The organism is Microbacterium sp. W4I4 (assembly GCF_030816235.1).
In the GTDB taxonomy this organism is placed as follows: domain Bacteria; phylum Actinomycetota; class Actinomycetes; order Actinomycetales; family Microbacteriaceae; genus Microbacterium.
This window is the reverse complement of sequence record NZ_JAUSXT010000001.1, coordinates 2,262,936-2,281,480: the sequence shown is the minus strand read 5'-3', so window position 1 is coordinate 2,281,480 and position 18,545 is coordinate 2,262,936. Positions and strand designations below refer to the sequence as shown.

12 protein-coding genes and 1 pseudogene are annotated in these 18,545 nt (G+C 67.3%); 7 read left to right on the top strand and 6 right to left on the bottom strand.

Annotation, left to right across the window (positions count from 1 at the left end):
* The first annotated feature begins 6 nt into the window (after positions 1-6).
* Positions 7-3,084 carry a discoidin domain-containing protein gene (locus QF046_RS10735; RefSeq protein WP_307369566.1) on the top strand — a complete coding sequence of 1,026 codons (3,078 nt, stop codon included), beginning with the start codon at positions 7-9 and terminating at the stop codon, positions 3,082-3,084.
* The gene (locus tag QF046_RS10730) at positions 3,074-3,799 is read left to right on the top strand and encodes an N-acetylmannosamine-6-phosphate 2-epimerase (protein WP_307369564.1); all 726 of its coding nucleotides are present in this window, start codon (positions 3,074-3,076) and stop codon (positions 3,797-3,799) included. Before QF046_RS10735 ends, QF046_RS10730 begins: the two co-directional genes overlap by 11 nt.
* Before the next feature lie 49 nt (positions 3,800-3,848).
* Here the strand turns inward: QF046_RS10730 and QF046_RS10725 are convergent.
* A pseudogene (locus QF046_RS10725) lies at positions 3,849-4,162 on the bottom strand (enolase C-terminal domain-like protein); the annotation flags it as partial.
* Between the two features lie 54 nt (positions 4,163-4,216).
* Here QF046_RS10725 and QF046_RS10720 point away from each other — a divergent pair.
* Positions 4,217-5,140 carry an acetylxylan esterase gene (locus tag QF046_RS10720; RefSeq protein ID WP_307369562.1) on the top strand — a complete coding sequence of 308 codons (924 nt, stop codon included), beginning with the start codon at positions 4,217-4,219 and terminating at the stop codon, positions 5,138-5,140.
* A 98-nt stretch (positions 5,141-5,238) separates the two neighbouring features.
* Positions 5,239-8,172, top strand: a complete 2,934-nt coding sequence (locus tag QF046_RS10715; RefSeq protein WP_307369559.1) for a carbohydrate binding domain-containing protein — start codon at positions 5,239-5,241, stop codon at positions 8,170-8,172.
* A gap of 73 nt (positions 8,173-8,245) precedes the next feature.
* Here QF046_RS10715 and QF046_RS10710 read toward each other — a convergent pair whose 3' ends face one another.
* Both QF046_RS10710 and QF046_RS10705 read right to left on the bottom strand, forming a co-directional pair.
* Positions 8,246-9,130, bottom strand: coding sequence for an acetylxylan esterase (locus tag QF046_RS10710; RefSeq protein ID WP_307369556.1), 885 nt, complete (start codon positions 9,128-9,130; stop codon positions 8,246-8,248).
* Positions 9,127-10,629: a DUF4127 family protein gene (locus tag QF046_RS10705; protein WP_307369554.1), complete on the bottom strand. Its 1,503-nt coding sequence runs from the start codon at positions 10,627-10,629 to the stop codon at positions 9,127-9,129. Before QF046_RS10705 ends, QF046_RS10710 begins: the two co-directional genes overlap by 4 nt.
* 96 nt (positions 10,630-10,725) lie before the next feature.
* Between QF046_RS10705 and QF046_RS10700 the strand changes: the two genes are divergently transcribed.
* From QF046_RS10700 to QF046_RS10690, 3 genes are all read left to right on the top strand, one after another.
* Entirely contained in the window at positions 10,726-13,656 is a 2,931-nt protein-coding gene (locus QF046_RS10700; protein WP_307369552.1) for a carbohydrate binding domain-containing protein, read from the top strand.
* A 26-nt stretch (positions 13,657-13,682) separates the two neighbouring features.
* Positions 13,683-13,841 carry a hypothetical protein gene (locus tag QF046_RS10695; RefSeq protein ID WP_307369550.1) on the top strand — a complete coding sequence of 53 codons (159 nt, stop codon included), beginning with the start codon at positions 13,683-13,685 and terminating at the stop codon, positions 13,839-13,841.
* Between the two features lie 69 nt (positions 13,842-13,910).
* On the top strand, positions 13,911-15,224 hold the full coding sequence (locus QF046_RS10690) for a mandelate racemase/muconate lactonizing enzyme family protein (RefSeq protein ID WP_307369548.1): 1,314 nt from the start codon (positions 13,911-13,913) through the stop codon (positions 15,222-15,224).
* On the opposite strand, the gene QF046_RS10685 is transcribed toward QF046_RS10690, so the two are convergent.
* The 3 genes from QF046_RS10685 to QF046_RS10675 are packed head-to-tail and all read right to left on the bottom strand — an operon-like array spanning position 15,197 to position 18,495.
* Positions 15,197-16,663: a carboxylesterase family protein gene (locus QF046_RS10685; protein ID WP_307369547.1), complete on the bottom strand. Its 1,467-nt coding sequence runs from the start codon at positions 16,661-16,663 to the stop codon at positions 15,197-15,199. The two genes, QF046_RS10690 and QF046_RS10685, sit on opposite strands and share 28 nt — an antisense overlap.
* Before the next feature lie 3 nt (positions 16,664-16,666).
* Positions 16,667-17,554 (bottom strand): carbohydrate ABC transporter permease, encoded by an 888-nt coding sequence (locus tag QF046_RS10680; RefSeq protein WP_307369545.1) that lies wholly within the window; start codon positions 17,552-17,554, stop codon positions 16,667-16,669.
* A complete protein-coding gene (locus QF046_RS10675; protein ID WP_307369543.1) occupies positions 17,554-18,495 on the bottom strand; it encodes a carbohydrate ABC transporter permease in 942 nt (313 codons plus the stop codon). Before QF046_RS10675 ends, QF046_RS10680 begins: the two co-directional genes overlap by 1 nt.
* Between the last annotated feature and the right edge of the window lie 50 nt (positions 18,496-18,545).

Here is an 18,545-nt window from a genome sequence, read left to right as displayed (position 1 = left end):
AGAGCCATGAACACGCGACGCGTGTCACGCATCGCTCTGGTGCTGATGGTCGCAGTAGGTGCGGGACTGGGAGCGGCTGCTCCCGCGACAGCATCCGGGACGGGGTCGGAGGGTGGCGGTGCCACGCTCTCCACGTCGACGACGTGCCCGGCGGAGCCGGCGTCCACGGGCGTCGCCGTCCGATCGCTGGGAGTCCCCGTCACGGAACTGCGCATGAACGTGTCGGCGACCGGTCGTCTTCCCGACGGGCGTCCCGTCGTGTATGTCCAAGGGGGCAGCCCCGAGAACGCGGTGCAGTTCGCCGCGCTCGACCCGCTCACGGGGGAGCAGCTGCGACACCATGCGATTGAAGAGCTCAATGACTCCCTCTCGATGATCGCGACCCGGGACGGCTCCGTCTACATCCCCGGCTGGGGACCCGAAGCTCTGCTGTTCAAGTACGATCCGGCCGCGGACACGATGACGAATCTGGGCCACGCCGTCGCCGGCGAATCGCACATCACTCGGATCGTCGAGGCGGCGGACGGCACGATCTACGGAGGCACCTTCCCGCAGGGGCACATTTTCAGCTTCGAGCCCGAGACGGAGCGATTCACAGACTACGGGCGCGTCGACCCGAACGAGCAGTACGCCCGCGCGATCGCCTATGACGAGCAGGGTGGCCTCTACGTCGGAACCGAGGGCACCGCGCGGGTCATCCGCGTCGATCTCGCGACGGGTGTGCGCACGGAGATACCGCAACCCCCCACCATGGCGGACGGCGACTACCGCATCAGCCTGATGGCCTGGCGTGATGGACTGCTCTTCGCGTACTTCGGTGGCTCGCTGGAATGGCACGTCTACGATCCGTCCACGCAGAAGTGGGTCGCGCATCTTCCCAAAAGCGCGCCGAGCATGCCGACTGAGGTCTCCGCAGAGGGCAAGGTCTACTTCGCCAACACCGCCGTCAACCGGCTCTACTCCTTCGATACCACCACCCTTCAGTCGGCTGATGCCGGCTGGGATCAGGCGGTCAACTACTACCTCGGCGGAGGTGGCATGAATCTGATCGACCTCGGCGATGCCGAACACCCGGGCGAGACGATCGTCGGCATGGGGAGGAGGGGTGAGCTCTGGCGCTTCAACCCCGAGACGGGTCGTGGGAGCGTGACGAGCGACGCCGAGATGCCCATGACACCGGTGACGGTGCGCGCCTTCGGCAGCGGCCTGGATGGCGACGTGTACGTCGGACTGAGCTTCAACAACGGCAACGTCGTCTCCTTCGATCCGGAGGCCGATGAGCTCAGTGTTCGCAGTGCTTCGCTGTCGTCCCAGGTCCACAGGTATCTGACGACCGATCACGGTCTCTACATGGGGACGTACACCGGAGCCGTACTGCGAAGGCTCGATACGGATCTGCCGCTCGGTCCTGGAAACCCCGAGACCATCTTCAGCCTGAATGAGCACAATCAGGATCGCCTGTTCGCGCTGGCCGAGGCGGGTGATCGCATCGCGGCGGGCAGCCTGGGCAAACGAGGCCAACCCAGCGGGCGCCTCGTGTTCTACGCCCCCTCTTCCGGCGTGGTGGAAGACTTCGGCGAGGTGCTGCCCGGACATCAGCTGATCTCGATGGCCGTCGTCGATGACACGCTGTACATCGGCACCTCCAACAACACGCCGGGCGCGGACCCGATCGTGGATGAGGCGCTGATCGTCGCCTGGGATCTCACCACGGACACCATCGCTTGGCAGTCCGCCCCCATCGCCGGCCTGTCGACGATCTCTGCGCTCGTACCCCGAGCAGATGGGCAGCTCTGGGCGTTGACCGGCGACGGAATCGTCTTCCGATTCGACCCGGCGAGCCGTGAGGTGAAGCAGAGCACCAAGATCACCGGAGCGGGAACCGGCAACCACGGCTACCCGAAGCTCGCCCCGGGGGCGGATGGGCTGCTGTACGGTTCGACCGGCGGCGGCATCGTCTTCGTGCTGGACCCGGACACCGGAGACCACGAGGTGCTGACGACGGGCAACTACGTTCTCCCGCACACCGACGGCAGGCTGTACTTCGCTCGGGGTCCTGAAGTGCTCCAAGCGACGCTGACGCCTGGGCTGGCTCCCGGAACCGTGATGCCCGCGCCTGTGACCTTCCATGATCCAGATGGCACGCACGAGGATCGGTACACGATCCCCGAGGTCGAAGGCGTCGATTATGTCGTGAACGGGATCGCGATGCCACCCGGAATCCACGCTGGCAGTGGGTCGATCACGGTGCAGGCGGTCGCGCAGGAGTGCTTCTCCATACCGGACGGTGCGACGTCGACCTGGTCATTCGAATTCTCCGATGGATCCCAGGCGGCACCGCACGTCAACCACGCACTGGCGGCGAATGGTGGCTCGGCCGTGGCCTCGAGCGCTGCCACCGGCTACGACGCCGGGAAGGTCATAGATGGCGACGTGTCCGATGCGGGAAGTCGGTGGATCACCGCCTCGGGTGACGCCTCACCGTGGCTGGAGATCTCCTTCGCAGAGGAGGTCGTGGTCGACACTGTGACACTTCAGCAGTACACCGGATACGAGCTGGGCGACTACGACATTTCGGCGCGCATAGACGGGGAGTGGATGCGCGTGGCCGAGGTGCACGGAAACACGGAGATACGACCCGTGCATCGGTTCGAGCCGGTTGCGGCGACGGGAGTCCGGATCGATGGGTTCACGAGTCGGGATGGGCGCGTGCGTCTGTTCGAGGTGGAGGTGACGTGCGAGGCGGAGGCGGGCTGTGACGGTGCGGAGCCTGCGGAGCCTCCGGTGACGACATCGAGCTACGTGGGGGAGAACCATGTGGTGGTGGAGCTGTCGGCCGAGGCGGGCACTTCCGAGGTGATGCGCACCGAGTACCGGGTCGGTGGTGGTGAGTGGGTGACGTATGCCGAGCCCTTCGAGGTCAAGCGCTCGGAGCGTCAGACGCTGCAGTACCGCAGCATCGGCGCCGATGACGTCGTAGAGGAGACCCGCTGCGTGACGTTCTCGCCTGGCGGAGGACGTGTCGACATCGCCACCACGGCCCCACTTGCCACCTGCGAGGGCGGAGACGGCGATGACGGATGAGGAGGAGAGCCCGGCGCAGGCGACGGTGCGGCAGACGCTCGATCGTCTGCGCGGCCGCCTGATCGTCTCCTGCCAGGCGTATCCAGGTGAGGCGATGTCTGGCTCGGGCACGATGGTTCTGATGGCACAAGCCGTCGTCGTCGGTGGCGCGGCCGGTGTCCGCCTGCAGGGTATTGCGGACATCCGCGCCGGTGCGGCCGCTCTCGACGTTCCGATCATCGGTCTGCTGAAGCAGGGCCAGGACGAGGTGTTCATCACGCCGACTCTCGGGGCTGCGCTCGCGGTCGCCGAAGCCGGAGCAGACATCGTGGCGATCGACGGGACGAGGCGCCGGCGGCCCGACGGGCTCTCGCTCGCCGAGACCGTAGCCGGGTTGCGTTCGGCCTCGGGCGCGCTGATCATGGCGGATTGCGGTTCGTTGGATGATGCGCTCGCAGCCGAACAGGCGGGGGTCGACATCCTGGGGACGACGCTCGCCGGGTACACCGGAGAGCGGCCGACGACCCCCGGACCGGACCTGGAACTCGTCGCGCTGCTCGCCGCCGAGTGCGAGCTGCCGGTCATTGCGGAAGGCCGCATCCGATCGCCCGCGGACGCCGCGGCAGCGATCGCAGCCGGCGCATGGTCGGTCTGCGTCGGAACCGCGATCACTCATCCGTCGACCATCACGTCAGGGTTTGTGCAGGCGCTGGACGAGAGGTCCTCCCCGGGGTGATCGGGCGCCTGCGCCGCAGGCGCACGGACGTCTCACCGATCCTGCCCGCTCACCAGTCGTGCACAGTGCCGTCGAGCAGGCGGTTGTACGGCAGGTAGGCCTGCCCGTACGGTACTTGCCCGCTTCGTCGACATCGGGCTCGACTCCGAGGCCCGGCTTGTCGCCGGGGTGCAGGTAGCCGTCGGTCCAGGTGTAGGACTGCTGGAAGACCTGGTCGGTCTTCGCGCCGTGCTTCATGTACTCCTGGATGCCGAAGTTGTGGATCGACAGCACCAGGTGCATCGCGGCGGCCATGCCGATGGGAGAGATGTCGGTGGGGCCGTGCATGCCGGACTGGATCTGGTACATCGCGGCGTAGTCGAGCGACGGTGAAGCAACCGATTGCACATCGTCCTCGCCGCGTGGAACACTGGCGGCATGACCACGGCCCGCCCTGAACCGGACGACTTCGACGCGTTCTGGAGAGGCTTGGCGGAACGCGCGCGGGCGGTGGCCCCGAACACCGCACGCGAACCCGCCGACGAGACGGGGGCGGGGGTGGTGCGATTCACATCGGTCGACGGTGTGCGACTGGGGGGCTGGCTGACGCTCCCGCACGGTGAGATCACCTCGGCGGTCATCGTCGCACACGGCTACGGGGGGCGGAGTGCGCTCGATCCGCGCTGGGCGCCGTCGGGGGCTGCGGTTCTCTATCCGGTGGCGCGGGGCATGGCGGAGCTGTCCCTGACGGATGGCATCCCGTCGTTCTCGAAGGAGCACGTTCTGCACGGGATCGGCTCTCGGGAGACGTACGTGCACGGCGGCTGCGCCGCTGACGTGTGGTGTGCGGTATCCGCGCTTCAGGAGGTGCTCGAAACGCCGCTGGGGGCATCGCGGGGAGGACTGCGACTGGGCTTCTTCGGGCCCAGCTTCGGCGGCGGGATCGGCGCCATGGCCGTGCCATGGGATGAGCGGATAGACGCGGCTTCCCTCTACGTGCCCAGTTTCGGCGCTCACGCCGATCGGCTGGGCGTTTCCTGCGTCGGAAGCGGCGCAGCGGTCGCGGAGTGGGTCGCGGAGCATCCGGACGCCTGGTCGGTGCTCGACTACTTCGATGCCGCGACATCCGCACGCCGCCTTCGGGTGCCCACGATCGTCGCACCTGCCGCGGAGGACCAGTCCGTGCCGCCGGTCGGTCAGCGCGCAGTCGCCGCGACGGTGCCGGAGGCGTATCGCACCGTGATGCCGATGACGGCAGGTCACCGCTCCTACCCCCAGGAGGAGCAGGAGATGGCAGCTTTCGCGCAGGCCACGAGGACGCTCTTCGCGGGAACGGAGCGCGGTTCACTTCAGAGCCGATGAGGCTCTTGTGGTGATCGGCGAGGACCTATAACGTTGTGCGCACCGTAATGCAACCGATTGCAAGCGTGTCGATGACGACACAGAGAGCGGAAGATCACATGACGACGGAATCCAGAACATGGGCCGGGCGCCTGGCTGCGGGCCTGGTCGCGGTGGCGATGCTGGCTGCGGGCGCGACTGCCGCGCACGCGAATGATGCGCCGGCCGACTCCAACCTCCTGACCAACGCGAGCTTCGAAGAGGGCACTGGGCCCGAGGACGCGCCAGGATGGTCGCCGCTGTGGAACAGGACCGAGATCACGACGTTCAGCAGCGCACGCGCAAGCGACGGCGTCCGGAGCCTGCACCTCTTCAGGGATGCCAGCATCGCGAACGGCGGCCTGGTGGCGGATGCCGTGCCGGTCACTCCGGGGGCGACCGTCGAGTTCAGCTTCGATCAGTTCCTCGTGTCGGGCGGGCCCATCAGCGCGACCGTGCACTTCGATGACGCGGACGGCAACCTCATCGTCCAGCCGTACGAGCTGCTCCGCACCGACAAGAACACGTGGGGGCGGGCCTCGGCGGAGTTCGTCGCGCCGGACGGCACGGCAACAGCCAGCGCCGTGCTGTATGTGTCCTCCGGGGTGATGATCGACACCTTCGTCGATGACGTCTACTTCGGCCCCGCGACCGCAAAACCCGAAGAGCCCGAGCTCTCGCCGGTCGACAAGATCCTCGTCCAGGACGAGCGCATCGAGCATCTCGGAACACCGGTGACCAGTCAGATCCCGAGCCAGGCCGCTCAGGGCATCGAGGAGGGGCAGCAGGTCTCGTACCAGGTCTTCAAGGGCAACCCGCAGAGCGGCTACCCGGCGACGTTCGCCGTGACCGACGTGCGCACCGGCGCGCAGTTGCGCACCTGCACCGTCGACGGTGCGGACCACGCGCGAAACCTGAACATCGCCAGCGACGGCAGGGTCTACTGGGGCACATACCACGACTCCAAGCTCTGGCGTTATGACCCCGCGACCGGTGAGTGCACCGACCTCGGCACGATCAGTGATGAGAAGGACTCGATGTTCGGCATGTCGCCCGGACCGAACGGGACGATGTACATCGGCTCCTACCCCGATGCGCGTCTGTTCCTCTTCGACCCGGCCACGGACAAGGTCGAGTTCCTGCGCAGCATCGGCGATGGCATCGACTACATCCACTCGATCGCCTATCACCAGCCCAGCGACACGCTCTACATCGGATCCGGCGGACAGGTACCGCAGATCTGGAAGATCGCGGACGGCGGACGCGGCGAGCAGACACTCATCGCCGACGAGACCACTGTTCCGCGGATCAACGAGGGCACGCAGTTCGTCGGACGGATGGACATCGTCGGTGACCGGGTCATCGCTCAGGTCGGCCTGCGGATGCTGGTACTCGACCTCGACGGGAACATCGTGCACTGGGATGCCGATCAGACCCGATTCTTCTTCGGCCACCACATCATCGAGGGCGCTTCGCCCGACGAAGCGATCTTCTCCAGCGGAGGCGGCGCACTGATGCGCTATGACATCGCCGCGAACACCTTCGAGTCGACCGGAATCACCATCGGGGGCTATCTCTCCAACGGGGTGGTGGACGACTCCAGCGGTCAGACTCTGCTGTACGGCACCTCGGCATCCGGGGTGTTCGTCGCCGACCTCGCGGCGGGCACGCTGATCTCGGAGGAGGCGATCGAGTTCGCACAGCCGACGCTGATCCAGAAGCTCTTCCGTGGCGTCGATGACACGGTATGGGCCTCCGGATACATGATCGGCCTCGCCGAGGTCGACAAGGACGGCGGCTCTCACGGCCCGACATTGCAGCGCGGACAGTTCGAGTCGGCCGCCGTGCGCGACGGCAAGATGTACCTCGGTGGATACGGTCATGCGCGGTTCGACGTGCTCGACCCGGCCACCTACGACCCCGCCGACGCCGGCACGGTGCCGACGCTCTTCAGCGGCGTGGACGAGGGTCAGGACCGGCCGTTCGGCATGGCGTACAACCCGGACCGCGATGAGATCTACATGGGATCGGTCGCCACCTACGGCCAGACCCAGGGAGCTCTCGCGATCTGGGACGGCGCCAGCGGTGAGCACGTGATCCTCACCTCGGAGATCGGCGAGGACGAGAACATCATCTCGGTCGCGTACAACCCCGTGGACGGCCTGGTGTATCTCGGCAGCACGGTCGACGGCGGGCTCGGATCCGTGCCCAGCGGGCACACTGCCGGCAAGCTGATCGTGTTCGACCCCGAGACCCGCTCCGTGGTGAAGACGCTCGACCCCGCCGGGGAAGAGCGCGAAGGCATCAGCGGGCTCATGGTCGACCCCGACGGCGTCGTCTGGGGCGTCGCGGAGGACGTGCTGTTCGCCTATGACCCGGCGACCGGCGAGTCGACGGTCAAGGCGACCGTCGGCGGACGGTACAGCGCCGGCACGACGTACTGGGCGTACGGGACCGTCAACAGGTCGTCCGCCGATGGTCGAATCTACGTCACCGCCGGGTATCGGTTCAGTGTCTTCGACCCGGCGACCGGTCAGGCGACGCGCATCGCGAACGGGCTGCAGTGGAGCACCGTCGACGGCGAGGGCGATGTCTACCTGAGCGCGGGCGCGAACCTCTTCCGCTACGACGTGGAAGAGGTGGAGTGGGCTCGTTGCACCGAGAAGCCGACGGCGGACATCGTCGACGGACTGATCGTCCGCTCCGGTGAGGTCGTCTGCATCGATGGCATCCGAGTGGATGAGGGTGTCGTGGTCGAAGCGGGCGGCACCCTGCTGATGCGCGATGCCGACGTCCGGGGAGGAATGCAGTCCGACGGCGCCGAGCGCATCGAAGTGCGCGGCACGGAGGTGCGCGGTGCGGTCTCGGTGACGGCGACGGCGGGGGCGTTCGTGTTCGCCGGGAACGAGGTGCACGGATCACTGCAGTGCGGCGACAATGCGGCTGCGCCGGAGAACGAGACGCAGGCGAACCTGGTGAGCGGTTCGCTTCAGGGCCAGTGTCTCGGTCTGTGAGGCGCTGACGCGGCGACAGCGCCAGGGGCGTCCGGCGAGAGAGCTCGCCGGGCGCCCCGTGGCGGCCTGCGACTCAGGCCGCCAGGTGTCGGCGCAGCCAGTCGATCATCTGCACGAGCACATCCTCCGGCAACGGATGCCCGCCGGTGTGGTGCAGCGTCTCGATCCGAGACCCGGGACCGGCGGCGCTCCGCGCGAGCGCCTCGTTGTGCGCCCCGTCCGAGGCGCCCCCACCGCCGTAGAGGATCGGTCGGGGTGCGACGAGACCCAGCAGCTGGTCGAGGTCGCGATCGGCGGGAACGCGCGCGCCGAGGTACCAGGGATCGCTCCAGTTCGAGTGCGAGAAGCCCAGGCCCGGTTCATGCGTCACTGCGGCGGCGATGCGCGAGTCCAATGCGGCGGCGAAGAGCGAGAGCTTGCCGCCGAGCGAATGCCCGAAGACGCCGACGCGCGTGCCGTCCACCTGATCGAGTCCGGTGAGCATGTCGACGGCCAGGCGCAGGTCGGCGATGCTTCGTCCGAGCCCGGTGACCCGCGGATGCTGTCGCAGATGCTCCTCGGCAACCGGGCCGTAGCGCTCGTGCAGCTCCCGGGCTGCGGACGCACCTGCGGTGATCTCGGCCCACCACGGCACCGCCAGCACTCCCAGCCCTGCCGCCAGCAGCTCGCGGGCGAACGCACGGGTCGGACGGGCATCCGGGTCCGGGTACAGCGGACTCGGCTCGCCGAACAGCACCTGGGTGTCGTAGAACGGCAGCACGACCACGGGGCAGGGCGACGAGCTCGCAGGCAGCTCGAGCCGCGGAATCAGGTCCAGCCCGAAGCTGCGCAGTTCGACAGGGATGCGACGGATCGCCCCGTCGGTCTGCGCGGTGCCGACGCGGATCTCGGCATCCGGCGCCGGGTGCGCCCCGAGAAGGTCCACCCACTCGCGGCGCAGAGTCAGGGGGTCGGTCACTGATCGAGCTCGACGTCGAAGTCGATCGTGAACAGGTACTCTCTGGGCCACGAGGCATTCGTCACCCGCACTCCGCGCAGGGCGTGGACTCCGGATGCCCAGGAGGTGAGATCGCGCGCCGCCCGCTCTCCGAGCGCGGGAAGCTCGTCGAGCGGCGGCTCGGTCAGGCCGCGGTCGAGGAACTCCTGCTGCAGCTGCACGCGCAGGGTCGGGAGGTAGCGGGCGTCTTCGATGATCTTGGCGATCAGGAAGCGGCGTCGCGCCTCCTTCGCCGCCTCGCTGCCGTCGAGCAGTGCGCTGACACCGGCCGCGAGCGTGGTGCCCAGGGTGTTCCCGGCCGTGTTCCAGCCGCCGTAGGCCTCCAGTCGCTCGAGCGCCCGCGACTCGTCGAGCATGGTGAGCAGCGTCGGATCCGAGCCGTTGGCGTAGCGGACGTCGGCGAGCGCGACCCGGCGGCCGGCGGTGAGATGATCCGACGTCGCCGCAGCGACCAGTGCGCTCGCCGCGGAGCTGTCCTGGGTGATCGGGTCAGCGGTCCAGTCCCCGGGCTCGGCGGCCGGGGCGTGCACCATCAACACGAGGTCGGCGTCCTCCGCGGTGGGGACTCGTTCGGCTCCGAGTGCACGGATCTGCCGGTCGATGCCCTGATCGATCGGGGAGTCCTCGTAGAGCGCGGTGCGCTGCAGTCCTTCGGCATCCGGACAGCCCACGAAGATCCGCGGGGTCACGCCGTGGGCGCGGGAGACCGCGCGGGCGACGAGCACACTCGGAACCTCGTCAGCGCCGGGATAGAGCAGCGCGCCGGCGTCCAGTCGCTGGTTCCACGTGCTCAGTGCGGCGCGGTCACCGGCCGGCAGTCCTCGAGGCGCGGTGTCGTCCGAGGTGATCATCAGGTCGGCGACGGTGCCGTCGGCGGCCAGTTCGAGCGCCGCGAGATTCACGGCGTGATTGCGCATCCGGCGTCGCACCAGGTCGTGCCGGAACTCGGCGGGCACCTCATGCAGAGCGGCTTCGACGTCATCGGCTCTTGCCTCGCCCCGCGCCTGTCGGTCCCAGGTCTGGGAGAGCGCGAACATCTTACGGCCGTGGGTCGCCCAGTACTCGGGCTCCTGTCTGCTGCGACCGGCGTTGTCGTAATGAGGGAGGCGAGTGACCACCTGATAGGCGGAGATCGGCGCGCGCAGCCCGCGCAGCACCTCCAGGCGCGGGATCACCTCGCCGATGCGGTCGTGGCTGAGCCGTGAGGGCACCAGACCGCCGTGCACGAGCAGATCCAACGAGATCACGTGGGCGTCGACCGAACCGTCCACCTCACGCAGCCACGCCGCCAGCGCGTCCACGTCGGCGGGCTCCCGAAAGCGAGGCATGAGCTCGGCCGGCGGCATGATGACGTCGGCGCCGTTGCACGTGCCGATCTGGCGCGCGTAACCGGCGGTGTTGGGTCGCTCGTCCGGCGGGAGGACCGCGATCCGCAGTCTGCGGGGGTCTTGTGCGCTCATGGAACTAACGGTAGCCTGCATCTGCAACCGATTGCAAGAGTTCGATGGTTGTGCTGTTCTCTTCGGCGAAGACGCCCGACAACACAGGAGAAGCCCATGATCCCGCGATCACGAACGCTGATGGGAGTGGCTGCGGCTGCACTCATCGTCACCACTCTCGCCAACCCCCTCCAGGCCGAGCAGTCGGCCGTCGCCGCCACGAATCCGGACACGAATCTGCTGATCGATGCGAGCTTCGAATCGGGTGCTGCGCTCGCCGAGCTCGACGGCTGGGCACCGTGGTCGACGCGCAGCAGCGACTACTTCAAGGTCTCGACCTCGAACGCCACCGTCGGCGCGCAGAGCCTGCATGTCGACGACACGTCGACCTCGTACGGCGGAGGTCTGATCAGCAGCGAGATGCCGGTCACGGATCGAACCGCCTACGAGATCAATCTCGAGGTGTACAAGGTGTCGGGCAGCTTCAGCGTCTGGACCTACTTCCTCGACGATGCCGGCACGAGGCTGGCATCCAGCTGGCAGACGGTGCGAACCGAGGATGAGGCCTGGGAGCGCGTGTTCCTCGACTTCGACTCGCCCGTCGGCGCCACTCAGGCGCAGATCATGATCTATGCGGGCAACACCCCTGTCGTCGACGCCTATGTGGATGATGTCTATTTCGGGCCGAGGGGCGAATCCGGACACGAGAGGCCGGTTCCGCCCTCCGTGCCCGAGCTCGTCGTCGCGAACGACCCGAACCTCACTTACACGGGGACACCGGTGGGCAGCCGGATCACCAAGAACGCGGTGATCGCCCAAGAGGGTGGTGTCTGGATGAGCTACGGAGTGTTCAAGGGCGTCGAGTCGACCGGCTACCCGGCTACCCTGGTCGTGGCGCGTCTGGACGATGGCGAGATCGTGCGCAAGGTGCCGCTGCCCGGATCCGGCTTCGCGCAGGAGATCCGCAGGTCGAGCGACGGCAGGATCTTCGTCGCCACGGACGGCGACTACAGCCTGTGGGTGTACGACCCGGAGACGACGAAAGCCCGCAGGATCGGAGTGATCAATCCGACCACCCCGGCGGACGGCTACGTCTGGTCGATGGCGGCCGGACACGATGGTGAGATGTACCTCGGCAGCTACCCGAAGGGATTGCTCTACCGGTACGACCCGGCGACAGATGTCATCGAGAACCTGGGCGCCGTCGACTCCACCCAGAAGTACATTCACGGCCTCGCCTTCGATCAGGAACGGGGCAACCTGTACGTCGGTGCGGGTGGGAGCAGCGCGCAGATCTGGAAGGTGGCGCCGGACGGCACCAAGACCGCGCTGCTGCACGAGCAGACCGCACCCGGCTCGACGACCGAGTCCTTCGCGTCGACGTTCACCTTCGTGGACGACCGGCTGTTCGCGCGCATCTCCAACCAGATCATCGTGATCGGCGCGGATGACCAGGTGCAGTACTGGAAGGGCGATGGCCCCGAGATGCACGGCTACTGGGTGACGCCCCGACCGGATCAGCCGGAGCACTACATCTACGTGTTCGGCAGGACGTTCTGGGAGTTCGACGCGACCACTGGCACGCGCCGCGACCTGGGCATACCCGCCAACGGCTACCTGAATGACGGGTACTGGATGCAGTCGACTGAAGCGGGTTGGGAGGGATGGACGCTCGTCGCCTCCACCAGCAAGGGCGTCGTCCGGATGAACCCGTCGAAGGACGTCTCGGAATCGCACAGCATCGCCTACGCGACACCGACCAGCGTGCAGCGCCTGTTCAACGGGCCCGACTCGATGTATGCGTCCGGCTACCTGATCGGCCTCGCGCCGTTCGACGAGAAGACCGGCATCCCGGGCGACTCGCTGCAGTCCGGACAGTATGAGAGCGCCGTCAACAGGAACGGCAAGCTGCTGCTGGGCGCCTACGGTCACGCCAAACTCATGGAGTATGACCCGGCCACCGGTGCCTCGCCACGCCAGGTGTACTCCCTTGAGGATCAGGGGCAGGACCGTCCGTTCGGGCTCGCCTATGACGCGGCGACGGACAGCACATACATGGGCAGCGTCGGCACCTATGGGCAGAACCAGGGCGCCCTGACCCGTTACGACTTCGCGACGGGTGTGCGCACGACGTACACCACCGAGATCGTCACGGACCAGTCCGTGGTGAGCGTGCTCGCGCACGACGGTCTGGTGTACGTCGGTACGACGATCGACGGTGGGCTCGCGGCGCCGACCTCGGGGCAGACGCAGGGGCACTTCATCGTGTGGGATCCGAAGACCGAGACGGTGGTCAAGGACCTCGTGCCGGTCGCGGGCGACGAGGGCATCACCGGTCTGATCGTCGGACCCGACGGCCTCATCTGGGGCGTCTCCGAGGACACCGTCTTCAAGTACGACCCGGCGACGGAGGAGATCGTCTACTCCGAGAAGCTCCTGCGCCACCGCTACGGCTCCGGCACGGTGTGGGCGTGGGCGAATCTCACGATCGGCGCCGATGGTGACGTCTACGGCTCCAACCGCTTCTCGTTCTTCCGGATCGACGCGGAGACGATGGCCCACACCGACATCGTCCCCACGACCGTGACAGGCTCGCCGCTGATGAACGCCGTCGCCGACGCTGACGGGGACGTGTTCTTCTCCCATGGACCGTACGTGTTTCGCTACGACGTACCCCGGAGTGAGAGGGCGTGCACGGTGCAGCTCGACGAGATCGTCTCCGACGGCCTGGTCGTGGCCGACGGCGACGTCGCGTGCGGCACGGACGTCACCGTCCAGGGCAGCGTCTCGGTCGCCGAAGGCGGAGAGCTGCGACTTGAGCGCAGCACGCTGCGCGGCGGCCTCACCGCCGACGGCGCCAGTGCCGTGAGCATCATCGGGTCCCGGATCTCGGGCGCCACGGCGATCACGAACGCGAGCGGCCCGGTCGTGTTCGTCGGCAACGATGTGCGCGGTTCGCTGACATGCGGCGGCAATGCCGACGGCGTCGACGATCAGGGTGAGCCGAACGCGATCTCTGGCGCCGTCGACGGATGCTCGCTGGGCTGACGAACTGACGCGGACAGGAGAACCCCATGATCCCCCGATCAAGAATGCTGGTGGGAGCGGCCGCGGCCGCCCTCATCACCGCCGTCGGCGATGCCTCGGATGGACTGATCGTGGGCGACGGGGAAGTGGCGTGCGGCACGGGCCTCGACATCCGCGTTGCCACGACGGGCTGTCTGGTGGGTTAGCAGCACGACGGGTGCGCGGAGATTCGCGCACCCGTCGGCTCGTACGCCCGGACCCGATGTGGAGAGAAGATGCACGGCACCGACATCCGCGTGCTCGCGGCCGATGTGAGCTTCCGGCCGGTCGAGCTCGACCCGCCGTTGACGATCAGCGGCGGGTCGATCGCGTGGTTCACGGTGGCGTGCGTGAGTGTCGAGGTGGAATCCGCAGCCGGTGCGCGGGCGTCAGGATACGGCGAGAGCATCCTCTCGGTGCTCTGGTCGTGGCCGCACAGCGAGCTCACCATCGAACATCGCGACGCCGCGATGCGGGAGACCGCCCAACGGTGCGCGGATGCCGTGACCCGTCGCGACTTCGCGGATCCGATCACCCTGTGGAGGTGCGCCGCGACGCAGCTCGACCGCCTCAGCGCACCGGGCGATGATTCGGGCATCCGAATGCCCCGATTGAGCGCCCTGCTCGCGCTCGGCGCGATCGACAACGCCGTGCACGACGCCTGGGCCGCTGCTGCGGAGATGAACGTCTTCAGCATGTACACGCGAGAGCATCTCCGTGATGACCTGAGTGCGTTCGGCCTTCCCGGGACATATCCCGCCGACGGCCTGGCCGATCGGGGTGGAGTACTCGGTGCGCTGCCCGTGCAGCATGTGGTCGGCATCTCCGACGAGTTGACCGCGGGTGAACGCGGGGTCGGGCTCGCGGGCTGGATCGAACGGGAGGGCGTATCCAGCTTCAAGATCAAGGTCGCGGGGCACGACCCGTTCCGCGATGCGTCGCGAATACGTGACGTGTATCGCACCGCCCGCGCAGTAGGCGTTCGGCCGCGTTTGGCGGTCGACCCCAACGAGGGCTACCGGGATCCGCAGACCGCCCTGGCGATGATCGACGCACTCGCGGAGCTCGATGGGGACGCCGAACGCAGCGTGGACTACATCGAGCAGCCGGTGCCGCGGGGGCTGTCGGTGGATCCGGATCGCATGCGGGCGCTGTCGCGCCGTGTACCCGTGCTGATGGATGAAGGATTCACGTCTCTGTCGGCACTGACGTCGATGCGCGAAGAAGGCTGGTCGGGCGTGGTCATCAAGGCAGGCAAGGGCCAGACTCCCGCCGTCGTCGCAGCGGCCGTCGCCCGGCACCTCGGACTTCTGGTGGTGGTGCAGGACCTCACGGCCACAGGCGCCGCCTTCGTCCACTCTGTGCAGCTCGCGCGAAGGCTCCACACCGCCGGGGTGCGGGTCGAGTACAACAGCCGCCAGTATGCACCCGGTGCGAACAGCGTGCTCCGGCGGCGGATGCCGGGTCTGGCCGACGTCGTCGATGGTCGCATCCGCACCGAGGGACTCGACGGTCACGGCCTCTACGGGATGTCGTTCGACGGCTCATGAGCGTCGCGATCCGCGGAGCGGAGGCCGTGCGCCAGCAGCGGTCGCACCGACTCGTACGCAATCGTCGACAGCGGCTGTTCCCCGCCGAACAGCCGCGTGACGGGCCGATCCCGCAGCCATCGCGGCCAGCCCGGATCGCCATCACGCACGAATCCCACGAGCGCTGTGTGCAGGGCATCCGCCAGTGATCGTGGTGTGTCGTCGCCCAGAAGGCGCCGGGCGCGGGGCTTCTCGAGCCCGTCGAACCAGAACGGCAGATCGACCGTGTGGCTCGCTGATCCCGTGACCGGGGAGGGCCAGCTGAACCGATAGGTCCAGGTCGGGGCACTCACCGGCGGGCGCAGGTCCGCGAGCCGAGGTACGAGAACCCGGCAGATGCCGTCGCTCATCACGCGGCCGAGCAGCATGGTATTGTCTGCCTCGACGAGATCCGCGTTGCTCGCCAGATATTCACGTCGAACGCCGTCATCGATGATGAAGGGTCGAAGCAGTCGGTCGGGGTCCTGGCCGGCCAGCTCAGCTCTGCGCGCCATCTGCCCCGGTGCGAACTCGTCATCTGTCGCCCCGACGAGCAGAGGCTTGTCCGCGCCGATCCCCGCCCTCACAGCATCGGCGACGCAGTGCGGGACAAGACCGCCGTCCACGATCGGACCCCATGGCGATCCCTCTCGCATGCGCTCCGCCCGGGCGACATCTCCCTGCACGGCGCTCGCCGCCGACGGCAGCAGGGCGTCCATTTGCTCGTGCGGGAGATCGACGAGACCGGAGGGGCTCACCCCGGCGAGATCGGCCAGACGCAGCGTTCGCTCCCGTGCGCGTGCGGGAGCGACGTCGCCGAGCACACCCGACAGTGAGAACACCCGATGGAACAGCTGCTGAGCCACCGGCATCCCGAGCAGCGTGAGCGCGGCCCCGCCGCCTGCGGAGTGGCCGCCGACCGTCACCCGGCCGGGGTCCCCTCCGAATGAGCGGATGCTGCGCTGCACCCATTCGAGAGCCGAGAGCCAGTCGAGGACGCCGCGGTTCTCGGTGACTCCGTCGAGGTGACCGAACCCCTCGAACCCCAAGCGGTACGACGCCGACACCAGCACGATGCCTGCGCGATTGAGGGTCGTCCCGTCGAGCTGCTCGTCCAGCGGTGCGCCGGAGGTGAAACCGCCGCCGTGCAGCCAGAAGAGCACGGGCAGCGAGGCGCTCGGGTCAGGGGTGAACACGTTCACGTGGAGCCCGTCGACGGATGGATCCGCCGGGCGGCTCGCATCGCGCACCCCAGTCCACTCCTTCGGATGCACAGGCGGCGCGAAGCGCAGCGCTCCCGCCGGATGCCGGGCGAACGGAATGCCGAGGAACGCGATGCTGGAGAGTCCGGTGTCCGGATCCACGCGTCGAATGCCTCGGACCAGGCCTGATCCGGTTCGGATGATCCGGTCGCCCGGCATCCGCTACTTCATTCCGGTCATCATCACGCCGCGCACGAAGTAGCGCTGGAAGAAGATGAAGACGAGGAATGTCGGGATGAAGCTGATCACCGCGGCGGCCATGATCGTCGCGAGCGGCACCTGCTCCTCCTGCAGGGTGTTCAATCCCACAGTCAGAACGTGGTTCTCGACCGACTGCTGCGAGATCATCGGCCACAGGAAGTCGTTCCAGTGCGCCAGGAAGACGAACGTCGCCAGGGTTGCCAGGATCGGCTTGGTCTGCGGCAGGATGACCGACCAGAAGGTGCGGAATTCGCCCGCGCCGTCGATCTTGGCGGCGTCGAGGAGCTCGTCCGGGATGCCATGGATGAACTGACGCATCAGGAACATCGCCGAGGTGTTGGCCAGGGTGGGCACCAGCATGCCCCACATGGTGTTCAGCCCGCCCATGTCGCCGACGAGGATGTACTGCGGGATGATCGTGAGGTGGTACGGGATCATCAGCATCGCGACCAGAACCCAGAAGATCACCTCTCGTCCGGGGAAGCGCTTCTTGGCGAAGGCGTAGCCGGCCATCGAAGCGAACAGCAGCACGAACACCGTGGACACGATCGCGTAGATCGCGGAGTTCAGTGCCCATCGAGGGATGTTCCTGCTGCTGAGCGTCTCGATGAACGCGTCGAAGGAGATCGTGGTCGGAAACAGCGCCTGGGGCATCTGGATCGGCTGGCCGGGCTGAACCGAGAGAACCAGCATCGCGTAGAACGGGAATGCGGTCACCAGCGCGATCACGATCAGCAGCAGGTGCATCGGCAGCAGGCGGCTGAGCTTGCGCACGGTCATGGGGCGGCGCTTGAGCTGTCGGGTGCGTTCGGAGGAATCGGGGAGTACGGTCGCCATGGTCTCGGACATCAGTCGTTCTTCCCCACGATCTTGCGCTGGATCAGCGAGAGCGCCAGTGTGATGATCAAGAGCACCACTCCAGCCGCGCTCGCATAGCCGAAGTTGAAGTAGCCGAAGCCCTGGTCGTAGATCATGAATGTGAGGGTGTAGCTGCCCCGGGCAGGGCCCCCGCCGGTCATCACGAAGATCGAGTCGAAGGTCTGCAGAGATTTGATGGTCTCGATGATCAGCACGAAGAAGAGTGCCGGCTTCAGGTTCGGCAGCGTGATGTGCCAGAACTTCGCCCAGCCGCTGGCTCCGTCCAGCGAAGCCGCCTCGTAGTACTCGGTGGGAATCGCGAGCATGCCTGCCAGAAGGATCAGCATGTTGTAGCCGAAGCTGCTCCATACGCTGAGGATGGCGAGGGTCGGCAGCACCCAGAAGCGGTCCGTCAGCCACCCGACGCCTTCGAGCCCGAACATCTCCAGGAGCGCGTTGATCGGGCCGGAGCCGGAGAAGATCCACATGAACACCAGCGCGATGAGAACGCTCGAGGTGACTGTGGGGAGAAAGAAGATCGACCGGTAGATTCCCATTCCGCGCAGCGCACGGTTGCACAGCTGCGCCATCCCGAGCGACACGATCATCGCCAAGGGCATCTGGATGGCGGCGAAGATCACGGTGACCTTCAGGGCGTCCCAGAAGATCGCGTCCTGGAAGAGCTCGATGAAATGGTCGAGCCCGATGAACGTGTAGGTGCGCCGCAGCGAGTAGTCGCCGAAGGCGAGCACGATCCCGTAGATCGCCGGCCAGATGCGGAAGACGGCGAACAGCAGCACCATCGGGCCGATGAAGATGTAGCCCGCGATCGCTTCCTTCGAGTTCCACCAGTGGCGTCGGCGACGAGGGGGCGTGGCCGCCGGCGGCTCCGGAGTCGCCGGAAGAGTGGGGCGGGTGGTGGTGGAGGTCATGGGTGTCCTTCAATCTTGCGGTGCCCCGATGCGCTGACGCACCGGGGCAC